The organism is Pinisolibacter sp. (assembly GCF_036782435.1).
Taxonomy (GTDB): Bacteria; Pseudomonadota; Alphaproteobacteria; order Rhizobiales; family Ancalomicrobiaceae; genus CALBKH01.
Genome location: NZ_DAIPZB010000020.1, coordinates 1 through 20,504, shown reverse-complemented (window position 1 = coordinate 20,504; position 20,504 = coordinate 1). Strand labels below are relative to the sequence as shown.

Below are 20,504 nucleotides of genomic sequence, written 5' to 3'. Positions count from 1 at the left end.
TTCATGCCCCGACGACGAAGAAGTCGGGGCCGCCCCGCGCCTTCAACTCGCGCCCGGCATCGCGGCCGAGCGCCTCCGCCGCGGTGATCGGCCCGCGCCGCGTCGTGGCGTGCGCCTCCGATCCGTCGGGCCGCAGGATCAACCCCTCGAAGACGATCTCGTCGCCCTCGACGTGCGCCAGCCCGGCGATCGGTGTCCGGCACGACCCGTCGAGCTCGGCGAGGAAGGCGCGCTCGAGCGTCAGCGCCACCGCCGTCTCGGCGTGATGGATGAGGGCGATCATGGCGTTCACCTCGGTGTCGCCCATCCGGCTCTCGATGCAGATCGCCCCCTGACCGACGGCCGGCAGGAAATCCGCGGTTTCGAGGAGCGAGGTCGCCACCGCCTCCTGGCCGAGCCGCTTGAGGCCGGCGAAGGCGAGGAGCGTCGCGTCGGCGACGCCGTCGCCGAGCTTCTTCAGCCGCGTCTGGACGTTGCCGCGGAACTCCACCACCTCGAGGTCGGGGCGCAGCCGCTGGACCATCGCCCGCCGCCGGAGCGACGAGGTGCCGACCCGCGACCCCGCCGGAAGGTCGGCGAGGCTCTTCGCGCTCGGCGACAGGAAGGCGTCGCGTACATCCTCACGCGGCAGAAAGCCGGAGATGAACAGCCCCTCGGGCAGGACCGTCGGCATGTCCTTGGAGGAATGCACGGCGAGGTCGATCGACCGATCGAGCAGCGCCGTCTCGATCTCCTTGGTGAACAGCCCCTTGCCCCCGACCTCGCTCAGCGGCCGATCGAGGATCATGTCGCCGGAGGTTTTGATCACCACGATCTCGAAGTCGCTTTCCGGCCGGCCGGTCGCCGCCATCAGCCGGGCGCGCGTCTCGTGGGCCTGGGCGAGCGCCAACGGGCTGCCTCGCGTGCCGATTTTGACGGTCTCGGTCGACATCTTCGATTGCACGTCCTTCCCACCCGATGATACGGCAGGGCCGCCAGAGAGGTGCGGACCCGGCCGGACTGCCACGATGTCGTCCCTCTCTAGAGGAAGTCGCGCCGCCTCGCCATGGGGCGGATGGACGGAATAACCCCGATGGGCGGGTCGCAGCGACCCGAAACGACGAGTTCGACGTGCTGATCCTCGGCATCGAGACCAGTTGCGACGAGACCGCCGCCGCCGTGGTGGCGCGCGACGCGGACGGCCGCGGCCGCATCCTCGCCGACGTCGTCCACTCCCAGCTCGCCGATCACGCCCCCTTCGGCGGTGTCGTCCCCGAGATCGCCGCCCGCGCCCATGTCGAGATCCTCGACGGCCTGATCGACCGCGCCATGCGCGACGCCGGCGTCGGTTTCTCCGACCTCTCCGGCGTCGCCGCCACCGCCGGCCCCGGCCTCATCGGCGGCGTCATCGTCGGCCTGATGACCGCCAAGGCGATCGCCGACGTCCACGCCCTTCCGCTCGTCGCCGTCAACCACCTCGAGGGCCATGCCCTGACGCCGCGGCTGACCGACGACGTCGCCTTCCCCTATCTGCTGCTGCTGGTCTCCGGCGGCCACACCCAGTTCGTCGCCGTCGAGGGCCTCGGGCGCTACCGCCGCCTCGGCACCACCATCGACGACGCCCTCGGCGAGGCCTTCGACAAGACCGCCAAGCTCCTCGGCCTGCCCTATCCCGGCGGACCACAGGTCGAGCGTCTCGCCCGCGCCGGCGACGACGCCCGCTTCGATCTGCCGCGCCCCTTGATGCGCCGCGACAGCCTCGATTTCTCCTTCTCCGGCCTGAAGACGGCGCTGCGCCTCGAGGCGGAGGCCCTCCAGCCGCTCGACGATGCCACAGTCGCCGACCTCTGCGCCGGCTTCCAGGCGGCCGTCACCGACGTCATCCGCTTCAAGGCCAAGCTCGCGCTGAAGCGCTTCCGCGAATTGACCGGCGTCGCCGCCCCGACCTTGGTCACCGCCGGCGGCGTCGCCGCCAACAAAGCCGTCGCCGGGGCATTGGCCGAAGCCGCCGCGACCGTCGGCGGCCGTGTCGTCGTGCCGCCCGGAAAGCTCTGCACCGACAACGGCGCGATGATCGCCTGGGCCGGCGTGGAGCGTCTCGCCGCGGGCCTCGTCGACGGCCTCGACGCCCGCGCCCGCGCCCGCTGGCCGCTCGATGCCGACGCGGCCCCGAAACTCGGATCCGGCCAGTTGGGAGCCAAGGCATGACCTCGACCATCGCCCCTCGTCCGATCGAGACCGTCGCGGTTCTGGGCGCCGGCGCCTGGGGCACGGCGCTCGCCCTCGTCGCCGCCCGCGCCGGACGCGACGTCCGCCTGTGGTCGCGCGATCCCGAGACCGTCGCCGAGATCGGCGATCGCGGCACCAATTCGGCCTTCCTCGGCGACATTCGCCTCGATCCCGGCCTCTACGCCACCACCGACGCGCCCGCCGCCCTCGCCGGCGCCGACATGGTGATCCTCGCGGTTCCCGCCCAGGTCACTCGCGACGTCGCCCGCGAATTCGCCGCGGCCTGTCCCGCCGGCATCCCCGTCGTCTCCGCCGCCAAGGGCCTCGAACACGGCACTCACGCGACGATGACCCGGGTCATCGCCGACGAATTGCCCCATGTGGTGCCCGCCGTCCTCTCCGGTCCGAGCTTCGCCACCGACGTGGCGCGCGGCCTGCCGACCGCGGTCACCGTGGCGGCCGCCGACGATGCGGTCGCCGAAGCGATCGCCGTCGCCCTCTCCTCGTCGAGCTTCCGCCCCTACGCCTCGCACGACCTCGTCGGCGTCCAGATCGGCGGGGCGCTGAAGAACGTGCTGGCCATCGCCTCCGGCATCGTCGTCGGCCGCGGCCTCGGCGCCAGCGCCCAAGCCGCGCTCACCGCCCGCGGCTTCGCCGAACTGACCCGCCTCGGCCGAGCGCTCGGGGCGGAACCGGAGACCATGATGGGCCTCTCCGGCCTCGGCGATCTGGTGCTCACCGCCACCTCGCCGCAATCGCGCAACTTCTCGCTCGGCCATGCCATCGGCGCCGGCGGCTCGGTCGTCGACCTCACCCGCCACGGCACCAAACTCGCCGAAGGGGTCCACACCGCCGCCGTGGCGGTGGACTTCGCCGCACTCCACGGCGTCGAACTGCCGATCACCGCGGCGATCGCCGACGTCGTCTGCGAGAAGATCGACGTCGCCGGCGCCATCGACCGCCTGATGAGCCGGCCGCTGAAACGCGAGACGGCGTGAGGCGAGCGGACCGGTGAGGCCGGGCTCGCACGAACGACGAGCCCTGCGTCAGTCGCTCGAGCGGCAGGCATCGACGAAAGCCGCGAGTTTGCGCTTCGCCGCAGCGTCGAACGCCGCGGACATCCGCTTCTCGCCCGCCGCGAGGGTGACATCGCCCCGACCCTTCGAAAGCAGCGCGAGAGCGCCGTCGTTCGCCTCGACGACGGTGAGGAGCTCGCTGCCGCCCGTCATCTCGAAATTCGGGCTCTTGACCGAAACGCCGGTCAGCGTGGCCGTGGCCTTACCGGAGACGACCGTCACGGAGACCCGGTCGAAGGCGCCCTGGCCGAGCTGCAATTCGGCTCCGATCCGCAGTTCGATACGGCCGCCACCGAGGCATATCTCCTCGAGCGTTCGATCGACCTCGCTCTCGTTCGGCATGATCTCGATCGCGGCCTTCTTGGCCGTGGTGACGACGTGGTCGGCGGCCGACGCCGGGGTGCAGACGATGAGCAGCGATGCCGCCACGATGGCACGACCGATCGATGTCTTCATGGTGGATCTCCCGCGATGATGTTCCGTCCCGGCCCCGATCGGCGTCTCGATCCCTTCGACGGCACGGACGACCGTGCCGCGAAGTGTGATCGCACCCGACCGCAAGCGTCACTCGTACGACGACAGAATGCGATCGAGCCGTGTCGTTGGCCAGTGCCCCGATGCCAGTCACCGTACGTCGAGCCGACCGTCGACCCGGGGGAATGCCTTGATCTCGGACGCCACCCCCTCTAACTCTCCAACGAACCCCATTCTCGACCCCGAGGCCGACCTCATGCTCTTCGCCGCCATGTGCCACGACAAGCCCGACCACCTCGCCGTCCGTCTCGCCACCCGCGACGCCCATGTCGCCTGGCTGAAGGGGATGGGCGCGAAGGTGCGCATCGCCGGCCCGTTCCTCGACGACACCGGCGAGATCATGCAGGGCTCGATCGTGGTGATCGAGGCCGAGACCCTCGCCGAGGCGAAGGCCACCTTCGCCACCGACCCCTATGCGGTGGCCGGCCTCTTCGCCGACGCCGAGATCCGGCCCTGGCGCTGGGTCGTCGGCGCGCCGACGGCGTGAGGCGCACTATGGCTCATTGGCTCTACAAGTCCGAACCCGACGTCTGGTCGTGGGACGATCAGGTCGCCGCCGGCGAGACCGGCACCTACTGGGAAGGCGTGCGCAACCATCTCGCCAACAACCACATGAAGGCGATGAAGGTCGGTGATCGCGGCTTCTTCTACCATTCGAACGAAGGCAAGGCCGTCGTCGGGGTGGTCGAGGTCGCCGCCGCCTGGGCGCCCGATCTCGCCGACCCCAAGGGCACCTTCGGCGCGGTGACGCTGAAGGCGGTCGAACCGCTTCCCGTCCCGGTGACGCTCGCCGCCATCAAGACCGATCCGCGGCTCGCCGAGATGGTGCTGGTCAAGAACTCCCGCCTCTCGGTGCAACCGGTCACCGACGAGGAATGGCGGCTCATCCGCGAACTCGGGGGGCTCGGCGGTTGAGCGACGGACGGATCGGCGACGCCGCGGAGTTCATCCGCTCGAACACCCGCCTGCAGGCGCCGCCGCACGTCCCCGAGATCTCGCTCCACCTCGCCGACGAGGCGATGGATCTGTGGAAGCTGACCGAGGAGGAGCTCGACACCCTCGGTCTGCCGCTGCCCTTCTGGGCCTTCGCCTGGGCCGGCGGCCAGGCGCTCGCCCGCTGGATCCTCGATCATCCCGAGACGGTCGCGGGGAAGAACGTCCTGGTCTTCGCCGCCGGTTCCGGCCTCGAGGCGATCGCCGCGGTCAAGGCCGGTGCCGCCCGCGTCTTCGCCACCGAGATCGACCCCTTCGCCCTCGTCGCCATGGAACTCAACGCCGGCATGAACGGCGTCCGTTTCGAGATCGCCGGTCTCGACGTCCTCGACGCCGGTCTCGACGCCGTGCCGTTCCGTCCCGAAACGGTGCTGTTCGGCGATGTCTTCTTCGAGCGTCCCCTGGCGGACCGCGTCGCCGCTTTCGCGGCGAGCGTGGTGGCGAGTGGGGCGCTCGCCCTCGTCGGCGATCCCGGCCGCAGCTATCTGCCGAAGGACCGCCTGGACATGCTGGCGGAATACCGGGTTCCCACCACCCGGGCGCTGGAGGACGCCGAAGTCAAGCATTCGGTCGTCTGGCGTTTCCGCGGCTGACGTTCACCATCCTGCGAAGATCCCGGCCCCGTCCGCCACCGGAGGGACCGAACTGGCCCGGCGCTTGCGGAACTCTTACCGAAAGATCGACGCGCCGTCCCGTTCCGGGACACCCGTCGATCCCGGTGAGAGGCGAGTTCCATGCGGATCGGACGGACGAACGGGATCGGAAACGGCTTCGGCGTCGAGCGCCGCGCCCTCGATCCGCGTGCCCTCGATCCCTGCGCCTTCGACCGCCGCGTCGAGCCGGCCGCCGGCGCCGCAGGGACCGGCGCCGAGCGCGATCGGGCCGAACCTTGGACCGACACCCGCGCCCTCGTCCCCGCCACCGCGCCGAAGCGCCACGAGAACGAGACCGAACGGCTGGTGCGTTGGCACGCCCACGCGCCCTTCCTCGCCCAGCTCGTCGCCACCCGCGAGGATCTCCCCGAGACCCGCCGTCGCCGCCGCGCCGAACCGGCCCGTGCCGCCCGCGCCTATGCCGACGTCATGGACGGCCCCGGCCTGCTGGTCCCCGGCTATCTCGTCGACACCGCCCGCTGAAGCGGGTCCGGCTCACTGACGCTCGAAGCCGAAATCCCGCCGTGCGCCGCGGATGGTGATGGTGAAGCCACCCACCACGTCGATCAGCGCGATCACCATCAGGATGAAGAACACCGAGGTCGCCGCGCCGGCGACGGTGAGGAATTCCACGAGATAGAGGATGAAGACGCCGAGCGACATCGAATGATCGACGATGGTCGGCGCCGAGGTGCGCGTCGCCTTGACGATCTCGACGAACAGGCAGACCAGCCCGGCGACGATCAGGAGATCGCCGAACAACAGGGTGAAGCGGGCATCCGACATCATCGCGACGGTGAAGACCGGCGACACCCACGGGTCGCCCGCCGCGGCGCCGAACACGCCGAAGAGCTGCAGGTTGTAGACGAGGAGCGGCGCGAGGGTCAGCGGGATGTTGAAGAACATCGGGCGGCATCCTGTGTGGGGACGGCGAAGCGGGTGAGCGGGAGAATCGCTCGACGGTCTCGATAGGACGAGATGTGGCCGAAAAGAAGAAAGGCCGGCGAAACGCCGGCCTTCGAATTCTCGTCGGAGCGGACGATCACTCGCCCTTGGGCTCCAGGATCTGGCGCCCGCGATACATGCCGGTCTTCAGATCGACGTGATGCGGACGGCGCAGTTCGCCGGAATCCTTGTCCTCGACGTAGGTCGGGGCCTTGAGCGCGTCGGCGGAACGGCGCATGCCGCGCTTCGACGGCGAGGTCTTTCTCTTCGGAACGGCCATCGTTCGTACTCCGGATCTGGCGCGTCGACCTCTACGGTGACGCGAAAACGCGTGCGGGGTGCACCGTCAACCCCGATGCCGAACGGTCCGGACAGCCGGCCGAAGGCGCAAGATTTCGGTGGATCGGCGCGGCTTATACACACCTCTCGCGGCTTTGACCAGTGCTCGCGGCGTATTTTCCGCGCGACCGCCGGCCCATCCGACCCCGGCGGTCGAGCGTACACCACGGATACGAAAGACCGCGACCGCCTCTTGGAAAGCCGCCCGTTTCGCGTTAGCTCCGATCGGCCGGCACCGCGACGCCGGTGCCGTCCGGAACCGACCCGCGCCGATGACCGCAAACCCGACCCTCTTCGAGACCCGGCTCGCCGCCGACGCCGCCCTGATCGAGGCGATGCTCGAGCGGCTGCTCACCGACGACGCGCTTCCCGGCGAGACCCTGCGCCCGGCCCGCCTCCTCGCCGCCATGCGCCACGCCGTGCTCGGCGGCGGCAAGCGGCTGCGCCCCTTCCTGATGATCGAGGCGGCGCGGGTGTTCGGCTGCGAGGGCGAGACCGTGGCCCGCGCCGCTTGTGCCGTCGAACTGGTCCACTGCTACAGCCTGGTCCACGACGACCTGCCGCAGATGGACGACGACGACCTGCGCCGCGGCCGCCCGACCGTCCATCGCGCCTTCGACGAGGCGACCGCCATTCTGGTCGGCGACGGCTTGCAGAGCCTCGCCTTCGATCTCCTCGCCGATCCGGCGACCCATGCCGATCCGGCGGTGCGCGCCGAACTCGTGCTGCGGCTGGCGCGCGGCGCCGGCATCGGCGGCATGGTCGGCGGCCAGATGCTCGATCTGGCGGCCGAGGGCCGCTGGACCGCCGACGGTCGCCCGGAAACGCTCGACGACGCTGCGATCCGCCGCCTCCAGGCGATGAAGACCGGGGCACTGTTGCGCTTCCCGCTCGAAGCCGGCGCGATCTTTGCCGGCGCCGACCCCGAGCACGTCGCCCGCCTCGGCCGCTTCGGCGCCATCGTCGGCCTCGCCTTCCAGATCGCCGACGACCTGCTCGACGTCGAGGCCTCGGCCGAGACCATGGGCAAGGCGACCGGCAAGGACGCCGCCCGCGGCAAGGGCACGCTCGTCGCCCTCCACGGTGTCGCGGCGATGCGGGAGGAGCTTTCCCGTCTGGTCGACGCCGCCACCGCCGAACTCGCCCCCTACGGCGACCGCGCCGAGACGTTGATCGCGGCCGCGCGCTTCATCGCCGAACGGAGGAGCTGAGGGAGGCGCCGGCCAGCGGGGTGTTCCCACCCCTCCTCCCATCATCGCCGGACTCGATCCGGCGATCCATCGGACTCGCCCCCGGGACCGGCGTCCGTGCGCGATCCTTCGAGACGGGCCTGCGGCCCTCCTCAGGATGAGGTGCTGGGGATTTCCAAGCAATGGCGAACGCCTCATGCTGAGGAGGCGCGCCTCGCGCGCCGTCTCGAAGCATCGCGCACGGCATTGAAATCGGCTGATCGAACTACGCAGAGGTTCCCGTGAGGGGTGGGGACCCCGTGCCGTGCCACACCGGCATGCGGCCTCCTCGTTCTCCTCCCCGAAACGAAAACGGCGGGCCGAAGCCCGCCGTCGAATTTCGTCCCGCTCGACCGGAGGCTCACGCCCCGAGCGCCTTCTCCAGCACCCGGGCCAGCCGCCGGCCGAAATCGGCCGGATCGTCAGGTGCCTCGCCCTCGGCTACCTTGGCCTGACCGAGGAGGAGATGGCCGGCGTCCTCGACCAGGGTGTCGTCGGCGCCGATCTTGGCGGCGATCGCCGTCACCAGATGGTGCGTCGGGTTGATCTCCAGCACCGGCCGGCCGAACGGCGCTCCACCCTGATGGCGCGCCATCAGCTTCTCGAACTGCTTGTCCGGCCCGAACTCCGAGGCGACGAGACAGGCCGGCGACGAGGCGAGGCGCGCCGAGGTGCGCACGTCCGAGACCTTGTCGCCGAGCAGCCCCTTGAGCTTTTCGACCAGCGCCGCGACACCCGCCGCGTCGCTCGCCTCCGGCTTCGGAGCCTCCTCGCTCACCGGAATGGCATCGAGATCCGACGCCCCCTGCGTCACCGACTGGAACGGCTTGCCCTCGTAGCCGAGCGCCGTGCGCACCCAGAAGGCGTCGACCGGATCGGTGAGCAGCAGCACCTCGATGCCGCGCGCCTTGAAGCCTTCGAGATGCGGGCTCGCCTCGGCCCGGGCGAGATCGTCGGCGAGCAGATAGTAGATCTTGGTCTGGTTGTCCTTGAGCCCGGCGACGTAGTCCGAAAGCCTCCGCGTGCCCTCGCCGCTCGTCGTCGTCTTGAAGCGGGCGATCTTGAAGAGCTCGTCGCGCCGGTCGGTGTCCTCGTAGAGACCCTCCTTGATGACCGCGCCGAAGGCGTCCCAGACGCCGGCGAACTTCTCGGCGTCGGCCTCGGCGAGCTTGGCGAGTTCGGAGAGCAGCCGGGTCGTCACCGCCTTGCGGATCGCCTCCAGCACCGGATTGTGCTGCAGCATCTCGCGCGACAGGTTGAGCGGCAGATCTTCCGAGTCGACCACGCCGCGCACGAAGCGCAGCCAGTGCGGCAGCAGGTCGACGTCGTCGGCGATGAAGACGCGGCGGACGTAGAGCTTGATGTGGCCCTTGCGCGCCGGATCGAAGAGATCGAACGGCTTCATCGACGGGGTGAACAAGAGCACCGTGTACTCGTGGCGGCCTTCCGCCTTGTAGTGCACCGTCATCGCCGGCTCGTCCCACTGGCCCGAGACGTTGCCGTAGAACTCCTTGTAGGCCTCGGCCGTGATCTCCGACTTCGGCTTCGCCCACAGGGCCGAGCCGTCGGAGAGCGCCTTGGCCTCTTCGCCGAGCTTGACGAAGCGCACCGGCACCGGCACGTGCGCCGAATAGGTCTCGACGATGCGCTCGACGGTCTCTTCCTTGGCATAGTCGAGGCTCTCGTCGTTGAGTTCGAGCCGGATGACGGTGCCGCGCGCCGGCGCGTCCTCGTCGGCCGCCGGCATCACCTCGTAGCCGTTGATGCCGTCCGAGATCCAGGTCCAGGCTTCGGCATGGCCGGCGCGACGCGAGGTGACGACCACCCGCTTCGCCACCATGAAGGCGGAATAGAAGCCGACGCCGAACTGGCCGATCAGGTTGGACGCCTTGCCGCCCGCCTGACCGGCGGCCTCGAGGAACGCCCGGGTGCCCGACTTGGCGATGGTGCCGAGGTTCTCGATCAGCTCGTCGCGTGTCATGCCGATGCCGTTGTCGGCGATCGTCAGCGTCTCGGCGTCCGCGTCGGCGGCGATGGTGATGGCGAGTTCGCCGTCCTCACCCATCAGCTCCGGCGTCTCCAGCGAGAGATACCGCAGCTTCTCGCAGGCGTCGGCGGCGTTCGAGACGAGTTCGCGCAAGAAAATGTCGCGGTTCGAATAGACCGAATGCACCATGAGATGCAGCAGGCGCGACACCTCGGCCTGGAAGGCGTGGGTCTCGGTCGGGCGATCGATGGTGTCCGTCATGGTAGCATCCGGCTTTTAAGAGGGTCGAGATACGGCGGGCTGGAGGCCCGCTCGACTGGCCGAGATATCGTCGGGGCGGGCGTGGGATTCAAGGGGAGACGGGCGTCGGACAAGATTGTAACTGATTGACATGCTAACAGGAGTAGCGCCCTTAGCGGGCTTTGATCGACACTGACTACGGTTGGGAGACAATGAGTGGCTGACAATAAGCGCCAGCACTACGTGCCGAAGTCAACCCTGCGCTACTTTGCATACGATTTGGGTCGACAACCTAAAGCTCGGCAGATCAATCTAGTTAATATCCAGCGTCGTAAAGTCGTTCTGAAAGCGTCACTTGGGGAACAATGCTATAAAGACTATTTTTATGGGAAGAATACAGCTATTGAAAAGGCGCTTGGGCAAGTCGAGGGGCATTTTTCTAGCCTAGTCCGCAAAATGATCGATACGAGGTCTATCGACGAGCGCGATGGCTGGCATCTCATCCAGATGGTCATGCTTCAGAAAGCTCGAACTTTGCGCGCCGAAGAAGAACTGAACGGAATGGTAGATAAACTGGTCAAACTTTTGATGTACAATCGCATTGACGAGCATGTTCTTCGCAAGACTAGAATCGGCATTAAAGATGCCGTAAACTACAACGTTGGCCACGCATTGGCGCTGAGTCCATTGATGCTCGACCTAAAACAATTCCTGATTGTGAATGAGACCGCCGTCCCGTTTGTCATCGCCGATAATCCCGTAGTATCTACGAACTGGTTCGGCAGGCGACATTTCCCACAACGCGCGGTTGGTCTCACCCGCTCTGGGCTGCAAATAGTTCTGCCGCTCTCACCTCAGTTTGCACTAATGTTGCACGATAGCAATGTCTACACAACAACTTCAGATAGAAATGTAATATATATTAAGAAATCCACGGAAGTAGTGGAATTAAATAAGCTACAATGGCTAAATGCATATAAGAACGTGTATTTCCCACCCACTCTTCGTAATGATTTATTGGAAGAGATGATGAATGTTGCACGAGAAGAAGGCGACCTTTTCAATTTTCGCCGAATGGAACGGATTGGAGAGGGTAGTGGTTATCATATAACAGACAAAGATGAATTCTCCGCTCCTTCAAATGGCATAAGCTCAGAAATTATATATACATCAGCAAAATGCCTTCCCAAAGACGTGCGACTACGGGCAGTTCGGATGCGGGACAAGCCGATATTCCACGACGATGGGTCTCTTAGGTCGCCACAACGCGACCCAGCGTGGGAAAACATCGTTAACGACTTTGCTCGCCGAGTTACGGCAGATGGAGCAAAGCTGACACAATTTTGGGATTTTGTTGAAAGACATCCGAGCGCACCTTCTATCGGTTCATGGTTCGGAAGAGCACAAAGAAGATCAGAACGTCGACAGAAATAAGCGTCTTTCTGATCATGCCTCGGCCATTCGCTACCGGCGCTGTTCGAAATTACTCTCTGCCTTCGAGGGGTCAAACACGAATACGATATTTGTTTCTTGAGCCTTGGTCGACGCTGCCACCACATGCCAAATCGCGCAGACGCGCTCGGCGATGAGAGCGCCGTTCGGAATGGCCCAGGTCTCGGCCTCCGCCTTGCCCCTCAGCCAAGCCGCCGTTTCGTCGAAAGCCTCGACCCGCACGTTGCCGATACGGCTCATGGGTCTCTCCTCCGACACTCTCGACCGCCACCACTCGTCGGCCGACTGTCCTCACCCCTTCCCCTGCCCCCTCCGCCACCACCCGGTTCGCCGACACCCTTCCAGCCTCCTGCTCAGCGATGGTCAGCGAGAAGGCCTAGTGGCCGGTGACCAGCACGTCGGGGAAGGTCAGGAGGTGTCGTCCGGGATGACCTCGTCGGAGAGATCCTCGAAGAAGAGGTCGGCCTCCCGCTCGTAGACGTCGAGGCCGACGGCGCCGATCTAGCCGGACATGGACCTGCGATCGACCACGAAGCGGCCGCTCCGACAAGAAAGCCGGGAGGCGTTTCCGCGTCCCGGCCTCTCGTGATCGGTGCGAAGATCTCGGCTCTCACTTCAGATCGCGCACGTCGACGAACCGTCCCGCGATCGCGGCCGCCGCGGCCATCGCCGGGCTGACGAGATGGGTGCGGCCCTTGAAGCCCTGACGGCCCTCGAAGTTGCGGTTCGAGGTCGAGGCCGAACGCTCGCCCGGGCTGAGCCGGTCGGCGTTCATCGCCAGGCACATCGAGCAGCCCGGCTCGCGCCATTCGAAACCGGCTTCGACGAGGATCTTGTCGAGCCCCTCGGCCTCCGCCTGCTCCTTGACCAGACCCGAGCCCGGCACGGCCAGGGCGCGGACACCCTCGGCCACCTTGCGGCCCTTGGCGACTTGCGCCGCGGCACGGAAGTCTTCGATGCGGCCGTTGGTGCACGAGCCGATGAACACCGTGTCGATCTTGACGTCGGTCATCTTCGTGCCCGGCTTCAGATCCATGTACTCGAGCGCCCGCCACTTCGAGGCCCGCTTGGTCTCGTCGGTGATGTCGTCCGGGTCGGGGATCGGCGCGTCGATGGCGATGACGTCTTCCGGCGAGGTGCCCCAGGTGACGTTCGGCTTCAGGCTCGCCGCGTCGATGTGGATCTCGGCGTCGAAATGCGCGCCCTCGTCCGAGAACAGCGTCTGCCAATAGGCGACCGCCGCGTCCCAATCGGTGCCCTTCGGCGCCTTCGGCTTGTCGCGGAAGTAGTCGATGGTCTTCTCGTCGGGAGCGACGAGACCGGCGCGCGCGCCCGCCTCGATCGACATGTTGCACACCGTCATGCGGCCTTCGATCGACAGATCGCGGATCGCCTGACCGGTGTATTCGATGACGTAGCCGGTGCCGCCGGCGGTGCCGAGGCGGCCGATGATGGCGAGCACGATATCCTTGGCGGTGATGCCGGCCGGCGCGGCGCCGTCGACCACCACCTTCATGTTCTTCGCCTTGGCCTGCACCAGCGTCTGGGTGGCGAGCACATGCTCGACCTCCGAGGTGCCGATGCCGTGGGCGAGCGCCCCGAAGGCGCCGTGGGTCGAGGTGTGGCTGTCGCCGCAGACGATGGTGGTGCCCGGCAGGGTGAAGCCCTGCTCCGGACCGATGACATGGACGACGCCCTGGCGCTTGTCGTGCTCGTCGTAGTACTCGAGCCCGAAATGCGCGGCGTTCTTGGCGATGGTGGCGACCTGGAGCGCCGATTCCGGATCGTCGATGCCGTGGCTGCGATCGGTGGTCGGCACGTTGTGGTCGACGACCAGCAGGGTCTTCTGCGGCGCACGCACGCTTCGCCCGGCGACGCGCAGCCCCTCGAAGGCCTGCGGGCTCGTCACTTCGTGGACGAGATGGCGATCGATGTAGAGCAGGCAGGTCCCGTCGGGCTGGGTGGCGACGACGTGATCGTCCCAGATCTTGTCGTAGAGGGTGCGCGGAGCCATCGGATCGTCCTTCGGAGGCGGGAAGATGTCGCCGGCTGATTTAGAGCAAGACGGCGAAGAGGGAAAGTGCCGGCAGGCTTGCCAAGGGTTTCGAATGCCGGTATCAGGTCGGCCGTCCGACGGATCGCCCGGGCCGGCGCCGCGCGCCGCACCCTTCCTGCGACCCGATCCGACGAGCCGCGGTAGCTCAGCCGGTAGAGCACGTCATTCGTAATGATGGGGTCGGGGGTTCGAATCCCTTCCGCGGCACCACCCTCCCCTCCGAGATCGTCCGATAACGTCCGAAAATCAACGGTTTAGAGCCGTTTTCGGGGCCTCGTGTGTCCGGATTGGTCCGGGGGCCTCCGATTGCATCCGATGAAATTGGGGGCTTTAATGGGGGCCTCGGCTGAAAGCCCCCGGAGGCGAAGCCCCCAATGCCCCTTTCCGACATCGCCATTCGCAACGCCAAGCCCCAGGACAAGCCCCACAAGCTCACGGATGCCGGGGGCCTCTATCTCCTCGTCAACCCGACCGGGTCACGCCTCTGGTATTGGAAATACCGGTACGGGGGCAAAGAGAAGAAGCTCGCGATCGGCCCTTATCCCGTCGTGACCCTCGCCAAGGCGCGGGAGGCCCGAGACGCCGCGCGCGGGCTTCTGATCGAGGGCATCGACCCATCCACCCACAAGCGCGACGCTCGCCGTGAGGCCGCGCTCGTCGCGGCGAACACCTTCGCTGTCCTCGCCGACGAGTACCTCGACAAGATGCGCCGCGAGGGCAAGGCGAAGTCGACGGTCGGCAAGGTCGAATGGCTCCTCGGTCTCGCCCGTGGCGAACTCGGCGACCGTCCGATGACCGAGATCCGCGCACCCGACGTGCTCGTCGTCCTCCAGCGCATCGAAGCCAAGGGTAACCACGAGACCGCGGTTCGCCTGCGGGCGACCGTCGGCGCCGTCTTCCGCTACGCCATCGCCACCGCCCGCGCCGAGACAGACCCCACACAGGCCCTGCACGGCGCCCTCGTCCGCCCCCAGGTGAAGCACCGCGCCGCCGTGACCGACGCGAAGGACCTAGGCGCCCTCCTGAGGGCGATCGACGACTTCGACGGACAGGCGACCACCAAGACCGCGTTGCGCTTGTTGGCGATCCTCTTTCCCCGCCCCGGCGAACTGCGCATGGCGGAGTGGTCCGAGTTCGACCTCGCCAAGGCGGTTTGGACGATCCCCGCCCATCGCGCCAAGATACGCCGCGAGCACCGTATACCGCTCCCGCACCAAGCGGTCGCCGAACTGGAAACACTCCGAGCCATCACCGGCGGCGGGCGCCTCGTCTTCCCGAGCGTCCGCACCGTCCTACGGCCGATCTCCGAGAACACCCTCAACGCCGCCCTTCGTCGCCTCGGTTATGCCAAGGACGAAGCGACCTCCCACGGCTTCCGAGCGACCGCGTCGACCCTTCTCAACGAGTGCGGCAAGTGGAACCCCGACGCGATCGAGCGCCAACTCGCCCATGTCGAGAAGAACGCCGTCCGCCGCGCCTACGCCCGCGGGGAACATTGGGACGAGCGGGTGAAGATGATGCAGTGGTGGTCGGACCACCTCGACACCCTGCGCAAGGGCGCCGAGGTGGTCGAATTCAGGACGAGTGGGAGGCCGGGGCGATGACCCCATGGGCCGAAAGCACCGCCGCGAGGTCATCCACGATCGCGTTCCGTTTGGCTTTCGCCACGCCGAGCCCATGCAGGATCTCGGCTTGCCGATGGGACGGGACCTGTCCATAGCTCGAGAACGTCGTTGCGACGTGATCGTGACCGAGGTTCTGCGACCACACCTTGAACTCCTCGGGACCATTGCAGATCCGCTCGCCCAACTGAGCGAGTGTCTTTCGGACCGAATGGGGATTGAAGTACGGCAATCCGGCCGCCGCGAAGGCCTCTCGGAAGATCGCCCGGATCGGTTCGGCATTGCTCCAGACTTTGCGATCGAGCCCCGCCACTGCAAACCGGCGCGTCTGCGGGTCGACTTCCACCTTGGATGCCGGGAACAGCGGATCGGCGTCACCCATGAAGTGGACGCCTCGCAGCTCCTTCACCCACTCGGTGACGATCGCCGTGGCCTCCTCCCCGACCGGGAAGAACCACGTATCGAAGCTCTTCGAGAACTTCGTCCGTACTTCCTTCGCATCCTGTCGGAACCGACCTTCCGCTAGATCGACGTGCTTGATCCGAGCCGAGGCGATGGCGTCGTCACGCGCGCCGGTCAGCAGCGCGAAGGCGACCACCGCCCGGTTGCGTCTGTCGATTTCCGTCTCGGTCGGCATGATCGAGAGCGTGTGCCGAATCTGTTCGAGCGTCGGGACCGGACGTTCGAGCGACGCCGTGGCGATCCGCGCGTCCTTCTCCGACAGATTGAAGTAGTCGGCATCGGCGTAAGTGAGGCGCGACCGATACCCCGGTTGCCCCGCCAACCACAGGAAGAAGGCCCGACAGGCGGCGAACGTCTGATGGACCGTCGCCTTGGCGAGCGGCTTGCCGGACCGGTCCGAGATCGCGTCGACGAGCGAGGCCTTGAAGGCCGTCGCCTGCGAGATGTGGAAGCGCTTGAAGTCGCGTCGCTTCGTGTAGTCCTCGAAGCGCGCCAGCGCCGCCGCCGCATCGACCGACGCCTCGCTCGCCCGCTTCGCTTCCTTCAGATACTGAAAATAGGAGCGCTTGATCCGCTCGTTGGCGGCGTTGAGTTTCGCCATGTCATCGATCCTTTCCGAAGTCACGATTGAGGGAGGGGTCGGAACTCTCGTTCAATCGTGTTCGACCCATCGGAAACGCGACCTCCATTCGCGCCGCGACGACGCCCAATCGGGCGAGCGATGCCCTCTTGTTCATGACCGTTGCGCAGACGGGGCAGAGCGCCGAGAGATTGCCGATCGCATCGTCGAAGGGGAGGTAGTCCGCCATGCCGAGGGCCGGCTCGCGCGGCTCGCGACACCGGAAGCAATAGAACTTGCCCGGGCCGCACGGGCTCTTGAGAGCGGCGCGGCGGGAAGTGAGAAAGCGTTTACACCAAAAGACGACTTTGAAGCTGACGAAGTTCACTCGCAGGATGTCGACCCGGTCGATCCCGTAGTCGCCGGACCGGCCGGTGACGTCCACCTTGGTGAAACCGGCTTCGCGCAGCATGCGCTGACGTTCTCCACATCAGCCGCGCAGCAAGGAGATGAACCCGTGAGTATGGATGCCGCGACGTGGCCTTGGTGGCGGCAATGTCGGAGATTCTTAAGAATGACAAGGGTTTGACGCCGGAAGCAAGAGAGGCGGACCGGAGCCCGCCTCGATTTGGTGGCATGGTGCCTTGCTAACGGAGGGACCACACCACGTTCCTTGCTAGAACGCCCTCTGATAGCACAGGTGCATCGGTTTTCAAAGAATCCCGAAGGGTTGTAGGCTTCTCGGCAAAGAACGCGGAGACGCCCCGTGAGCAAAATTCGGTTCTCCTTCGACATCGGGACCAATTCGATCGGCTGGGCTGTCTGGCGGACCGGTGACGGCGTTTTCGGGGCCGATACGGCGCTCGAACTCGCACGCACAGGCGTCCTCATCTTCAAGGACGGTCGGAACCCCAAGGATGGTCAGTCGCTCGCAACGATGCGGCGGGTTCCGAAGCAGAGCCGCAAGCGCCGTGATCGATTCGTCCTGCGGCGGGCCGACCTCATGAAGGCCCTGGTTACCGAAGGGCTCATGCCGATCGACGAAAACGACGCCCGATCCTTGGCCGAAATCGACCCCTATTTCCTCAGGGCAAAAGGTCTCGATGAACCATTGACCCCTCACGAATTCGGGCGAGTTCTCTTCCACCTGAACCAAAGGCGCGGGTTCCGATCGAACCGGAAGGCCGACAGGAAGGACAACGAGAAGGGTAAGATAGCAGAAGGCTCCGAGCGTCTTCGCGCCTTGCTCGACGAGACCAATTCACGCACTCTCGGCGAATTCCTATGGTCCAAGCATCGCGGCACACCGAGAACTCGTCAGGCGACGCGCATTCGCGTCGAGGGCAAAGGGGCCAAGTCCCTCTACGCCTTCTATCCGACACGCGAGATGATCCGGGCCGAGTTCGGGCAACTCTGGGTGAAGCAGGCTGGTTTCGCCCCCGAGCGTTACACGGAAGCGCTTCGCGACCGACTTGCGACGATCATTTTCCGGCAACGGGACCTGAAACCCCCGAAGATCGGTGTCTGCACGTTCGAACCTTCCGAGAAACGCCTACCGAAAGCGCTTCCCTCGGTCGAAGCGCGAGGCATCTACGAACGGTTGGCTCACCTGAGACTGTCGACCGGCGCTGTTTCTGAGCGCCCGTTGACCAAATCGGAACGCGATGTCATCGCTTCGGCGCTCATGAGCGGAAAGAACCTCACCTTCAAGGCGCTGCGCAAGGCGTTGAAGATCCCCGCACATGTCCGCATCAATTTCGAAGAAGCCGGTGAGACCGGCATCGATGGCGCGGCAACCGCGAAGTTTCTCTCGAAGCGAGACCACTATGGCCCTGGATGGCTCTCGCTGACGTTCGAGCAAAAGGACCGGTTCCTCGCCAAACTTCTCGATGAAGCAGACGAGGACCGGTTGATCGAACGGCTCTCGGTTGAAGACGGTCTGACGAACACTGCCGCACAGCGGTGCGCGACCATCCCGCTCGCCGACGGATACGGGCGCTTGGGTTCGACTGCGAACCGAGAGGTTCTCCACGCGTTGATCCGCGAAGCGGATGCCGGTGGTCATGTCGTGACCTACGCCGATGCGGTTCGCCTAGCCGGTGAGCGGATCGGTCGCCCCTGGCATCATTCCGACGCACGCGACGGCGAGATCATGGATCGGCTGCCCTACTACGGCAGGATTCTGCAACGTCACATCTTGCCGGGGTCCGGGGAGCCCGATGAAAAGGATGAGGCGGCCCGTTGGGGGCGCATCATGGACCCCTCGGTCCACATTGGGCTGAATCAGCTGCGCAAGGTGGTCAACGGCCTCGTCGCCGAGTTCGGTCATCCCGACCAGATCGCAGTGGAACTCGCCCGTGAGCTGAAGCTCAATCGAGAACAGAAGGAGCGTCTCGATCGGGAAAACCGCGCCAATCGCAGTCAGAACGAAAAGCGGGCTTCGGACTTGGCGAAACTCCGTGAACGCGACACGCCCGAGAATCGCGTGCGCCTTCGTCTCTTCGAAGAGCAGGCCCGGGCCAATGACGGGGTCGCTCAGTGCCCCTATACGGGCCGAACCATCGGCATCGCTGAACTCTTTTCGGCGGACATCGAGATCGACCACGTTCTCCCTGTCTCCCTTACGCTCGACGACAGTCTGGCGAACCGCGTTCTTTGCCGACGGGAAGCAAATCGGCAGAAGCGCCGCCAGACCCCTTTCCAAGCCTTCGGGTCATCTCCCGATTGGCCCGACATCCTCGCTCGCGTCGCCCATTTCCCCCCGAACAAGCGCTGGCGCTTCAAGCCGGACGCGCTCGAACGGTTCGGCAAGCAAGAAGACTTCCTGGCTCGCCAACTCAACGAGACGAAACACCTCTCTCGCCTCGCCAAGATCTACCTCGGCAAAATCTGCGATCCTGACCGAATCTGGGTGACACCCGGAACACTCACCGGCCTCCTGCGCGGCAAATGGGGATTGAACTCGGTTCTGTCGGACGACAACTTTAAAAATCGAGCCGATCATCGGCACCATGCGATCGACGCCGTGGTCATCGGGGCGTTGACGCGTGGAGTCGTGCAGCGGATCGCTCATGAGGCGGCAAGAGCGGAAGAGCGCGACCTCGAAAAAGTCTTCACCGAAATCCCGACCCCGTTCGATGACTTCCGCGATCACGTTCGCGATCGTATTCGGTCCGTTACCGTCTCCTACAAACCCGAGCACGGGCGCGAAGGGGCGCTCCACGAAGACACCTCGTACGGCTTGGTCCCTGAGAACGACCCCGACCGTGCACTCGGCAACGTCGTACTCCGCAAACCCCTCAAGGGTCTGACCCTCAACGAAGTCGAGCGCATCCGCGATCGGGGCATCCGAACCAAGCTCAGGGCCCTCGCCGACCCGTTCCTCGACGCCTCCGGAAAGGTCGCGGACGCCAAAGGTTTCGCTCAGATGTTGGAGGCTTTCGCAGGCGACAACGGAATCCGTCGAATTCGCGTCCTGAAACCGGAAGCGAGCATCGAACCGATATTGGATCGAAAGACCGGAAAGCCCTATCGCGCGGTCACGCCCGGCGAGAATCATCATGTCGACATCGTTCAGATGCGGGATGGGTCTTGGCGCGGATTCGCGGCATCCGTCTTCGAGGTCAACCGCCCCGGCTGGCGTCCGCAGTGGGAACGCGACCGGCTCGGCGGAAAGCTCGTCATGCGCTTGCACAAAGGCGACCTCGTGGAGGTGCAAGATTCCGATGGCGAACGACGGATCAAAGTGGTCCACCGCATCGAGATCAGCGCCAATCGCATCCGCCTTGCCGCTCACAATGAAGGCGGCAAGCTGCAAGAGCGCCATGCCGACCCCGACGATCGGTTCCGCTGGGACTTGGCGACCATACCCTTGCTCAAGGAAAGAAATTGTCGCGCTTTGAAGATAGATTCAACGGGATGCGTCTCACCAAAGCGAACCAACGTGAAATAATCGAATCCCAAATGGAACAATCTTTGCGTGAAGTCGATCTATCCATGCCAATTCGCGGCGATCGCGGAAGCATGCATCGGCTCTCGCGGGAGATGTGCCATGTTGGGACGCATAGTCGAAATCGAAGGTGAAGGCAGGCGTCTCATACCAGCCGGATGAATTTCTGACTCGTGGGGGATTTTCACGAAGGCGCGAAG

The 20,504-nt window shown here is 65.7% G+C and carries 19 protein-coding genes, 1 tRNA gene and 1 pseudogene; 11 read left to right on the top strand and 10 right to left on the bottom strand.

What is annotated here, in order from left to right:
• Nucleotide 1 precedes the first annotated feature (1 nt).
• Nucleotides 2–931 (bottom strand): hydroxymethylbilane synthase, encoded by a 930-nt coding sequence (gene hemC, locus V7Q42_RS10460; RefSeq protein WP_333823984.1) that lies wholly within the window; start codon nucleotides 929–931, stop codon nucleotides 2–4.
• Nucleotides 932–1,110: 179 nt separating this feature from the next.
• On the opposite strand from hemC, the gene tsaD reads away from it, so the two are divergent.
• Together tsaD and V7Q42_RS10450 are read left to right on the top strand one after the other, a co-directional pair.
• Nucleotides 1,111–2,187 (top strand): tRNA (adenosine(37)-N6)-threonylcarbamoyltransferase complex transferase subunit TsaD, encoded by a 1,077-nt coding sequence (tsaD, locus tag V7Q42_RS10455; protein WP_333823982.1) that lies wholly within the window; start codon nucleotides 1,111–1,113, stop codon nucleotides 2,185–2,187.
• Nucleotides 2,184–3,206 carry an NAD(P)H-dependent glycerol-3-phosphate dehydrogenase gene (locus V7Q42_RS10450; protein ID WP_333823980.1) on the top strand — a complete coding sequence of 341 codons (1,023 nt, stop codon included), beginning with the start codon at nucleotides 2,184–2,186 and terminating at the stop codon, nucleotides 3,204–3,206. Before tsaD ends, V7Q42_RS10450 begins: the two co-directional genes overlap by 4 nt.
• A 48-nt stretch (nucleotides 3,207–3,254) precedes the next feature.
• On the opposite strand, the gene V7Q42_RS10445 is transcribed toward V7Q42_RS10450, so the two are convergent.
• A complete protein-coding gene (locus tag V7Q42_RS10445; RefSeq protein WP_333823979.1) occupies nucleotides 3,255–3,740 on the bottom strand; it encodes a hypothetical protein in 486 nt (161 codons plus the stop codon).
• 274 nt (nucleotides 3,741–4,014) lie between these two features.
• Here V7Q42_RS10445 and V7Q42_RS10440 point away from each other — a divergent pair, with 274 nt between their 5' ends.
• From V7Q42_RS10440 to V7Q42_RS10425, 4 genes are all read left to right on the top strand, one after another.
• On the top strand, nucleotides 4,015–4,305 hold the full coding sequence (locus tag V7Q42_RS10440) for a YciI family protein (protein WP_333823978.1): 291 nt from the start codon (nucleotides 4,015–4,017) through the stop codon (nucleotides 4,303–4,305).
• An 8-nt stretch (nucleotides 4,306–4,313) separates the two neighbouring features.
• Complete coding sequence (locus V7Q42_RS10435; RefSeq protein WP_333823977.1) at nucleotides 4,314–4,733, top strand: EVE domain-containing protein; 420 nt, start codon at nucleotides 4,314–4,316, stop codon at nucleotides 4,731–4,733.
• Nucleotides 4,694–5,404, top strand: coding sequence for a class I SAM-dependent methyltransferase (locus V7Q42_RS10430; protein WP_442958182.1), 711 nt, complete (start codon nucleotides 4,694–4,696; stop codon nucleotides 5,402–5,404). Before V7Q42_RS10435 ends, V7Q42_RS10430 begins: the two co-directional genes overlap by 40 nt.
• Nucleotides 5,405–5,545: 141 nt before the next feature.
• Complete coding sequence (locus V7Q42_RS10425) at nucleotides 5,546–5,947, top strand: hypothetical protein (RefSeq protein WP_333823975.1); 402 nt, start codon at nucleotides 5,546–5,548, stop codon at nucleotides 5,945–5,947.
• A gap of 12 nt (nucleotides 5,948–5,959) precedes the next feature.
• Here V7Q42_RS10425 and V7Q42_RS10420 read toward each other — a convergent pair whose 3' ends face one another.
• Nucleotides 5,960–6,370 (bottom strand): hypothetical protein, encoded by a 411-nt coding sequence (locus V7Q42_RS10420; protein WP_333823974.1) that lies wholly within the window; start codon nucleotides 6,368–6,370, stop codon nucleotides 5,960–5,962.
• 136 nt (nucleotides 6,371–6,506) lie between these two features.
• On the bottom strand, nucleotides 6,507–6,689 hold the full coding sequence (gene rpmF, locus V7Q42_RS10415; RefSeq protein WP_333823972.1) for a 50S ribosomal protein L32: 183 nt from the start codon (nucleotides 6,687–6,689) through the stop codon (nucleotides 6,507–6,509).
• Nucleotides 6,690–7,020: 331 nt separating this feature from the next.
• Here rpmF and V7Q42_RS10410 point away from each other — a divergent pair, with 331 nt between their 5' ends.
• Nucleotides 7,021–7,959 carry a polyprenyl synthetase family protein gene (locus V7Q42_RS10410; RefSeq protein WP_333823971.1) on the top strand — a complete coding sequence of 313 codons (939 nt, stop codon included), beginning with the start codon at nucleotides 7,021–7,023 and terminating at the stop codon, nucleotides 7,957–7,959.
• 379 nt (nucleotides 7,960–8,338) lie between these two features.
• On the opposite strand, the gene htpG is transcribed toward V7Q42_RS10410, so the two are convergent.
• Nucleotides 8,339–10,225, bottom strand: coding sequence for a molecular chaperone HtpG (htpG, locus tag V7Q42_RS10405; RefSeq protein ID WP_333823970.1), 1,887 nt, complete (start codon nucleotides 10,223–10,225; stop codon nucleotides 8,339–8,341).
• A gap of 195 nt (nucleotides 10,226–10,420) precedes the next feature.
• Here htpG and V7Q42_RS10400 point away from each other — a divergent pair, with 195 nt between their 5' ends.
• The gene (locus tag V7Q42_RS10400) at nucleotides 10,421–11,638 is read left to right on the top strand and encodes a DUF4238 domain-containing protein (protein WP_333823969.1); all 1,218 of its coding nucleotides are present in this window, start codon (nucleotides 10,421–10,423) and stop codon (nucleotides 11,636–11,638) included.
• A 30-nt stretch (nucleotides 11,639–11,668) separates the two neighbouring features.
• On the opposite strand, the gene V7Q42_RS10395 is transcribed toward V7Q42_RS10400, so the two are convergent.
• The 3 genes and pseudogenes from V7Q42_RS10395 to leuC form a co-directional block, all read right to left on the bottom strand.
• Nucleotides 11,669–11,896: a hypothetical protein gene (locus V7Q42_RS10395; RefSeq protein ID WP_333823968.1), complete on the bottom strand. Its 228-nt coding sequence runs from the start codon at nucleotides 11,894–11,896 to the stop codon at nucleotides 11,669–11,671.
• Between the two features lie 139 nt (nucleotides 11,897–12,035).
• A pseudogene (locus V7Q42_RS10390) lies at nucleotides 12,036–12,157 on the bottom strand (2-hydroxyacid dehydrogenase); the annotation flags it as partial.
• 109 nt (nucleotides 12,158–12,266) lie between these two features.
• Entirely contained in the window at nucleotides 12,267–13,670 is a 1,404-nt protein-coding gene (leuC, locus tag V7Q42_RS10385) for a 3-isopropylmalate dehydratase large subunit (protein WP_333823967.1), read from the bottom strand.
• A gap of 176 nt (nucleotides 13,671–13,846) precedes the next feature.
• On the opposite strand from leuC, the gene V7Q42_RS10380 reads away from it, so the two are divergent.
• Both V7Q42_RS10380 and V7Q42_RS10375 read left to right on the top strand, forming a co-directional pair.
• Nucleotides 13,847–13,922: transfer RNA gene (locus V7Q42_RS10380), tRNA-Thr, on the top strand.
• A 164-nt stretch (nucleotides 13,923–14,086) separates the two neighbouring features.
• Nucleotides 14,087–15,316 (top strand): tyrosine-type recombinase/integrase, encoded by a 1,230-nt coding sequence (locus tag V7Q42_RS10375; RefSeq protein WP_333823966.1) that lies wholly within the window; start codon nucleotides 14,087–14,089, stop codon nucleotides 15,314–15,316.
• Here the strand turns inward: V7Q42_RS10375 and V7Q42_RS10370 are convergent.
• Nucleotides 15,288–16,397 carry a tyrosine-type recombinase/integrase gene (locus V7Q42_RS10370; protein ID WP_333823965.1) on the bottom strand — a complete coding sequence of 370 codons (1,110 nt, stop codon included), beginning with the start codon at nucleotides 16,395–16,397 and terminating at the stop codon, nucleotides 15,288–15,290. The two genes, V7Q42_RS10375 and V7Q42_RS10370, sit on opposite strands and share 29 nt — an antisense overlap.
• Nucleotide 16,398: 1 nt before the next feature.
• Nucleotides 16,399–16,827: a hypothetical protein gene (locus V7Q42_RS10365; protein WP_333823963.1), complete on the bottom strand. Its 429-nt coding sequence runs from the start codon at nucleotides 16,825–16,827 to the stop codon at nucleotides 16,399–16,401.
• A gap of 294 nt (nucleotides 16,828–17,121) precedes the next feature.
• Here V7Q42_RS10365 and cas9 point away from each other — a divergent pair, with 294 nt between their 5' ends.
• A complete protein-coding gene (gene cas9, locus V7Q42_RS10360) occupies nucleotides 17,122–20,307 on the top strand; it encodes a type II CRISPR RNA-guided endonuclease Cas9 (protein WP_333823962.1) in 3,186 nt (1,061 codons plus the stop codon).
• Nucleotides 20,308–20,504 lie beyond the last annotated feature (197 nt).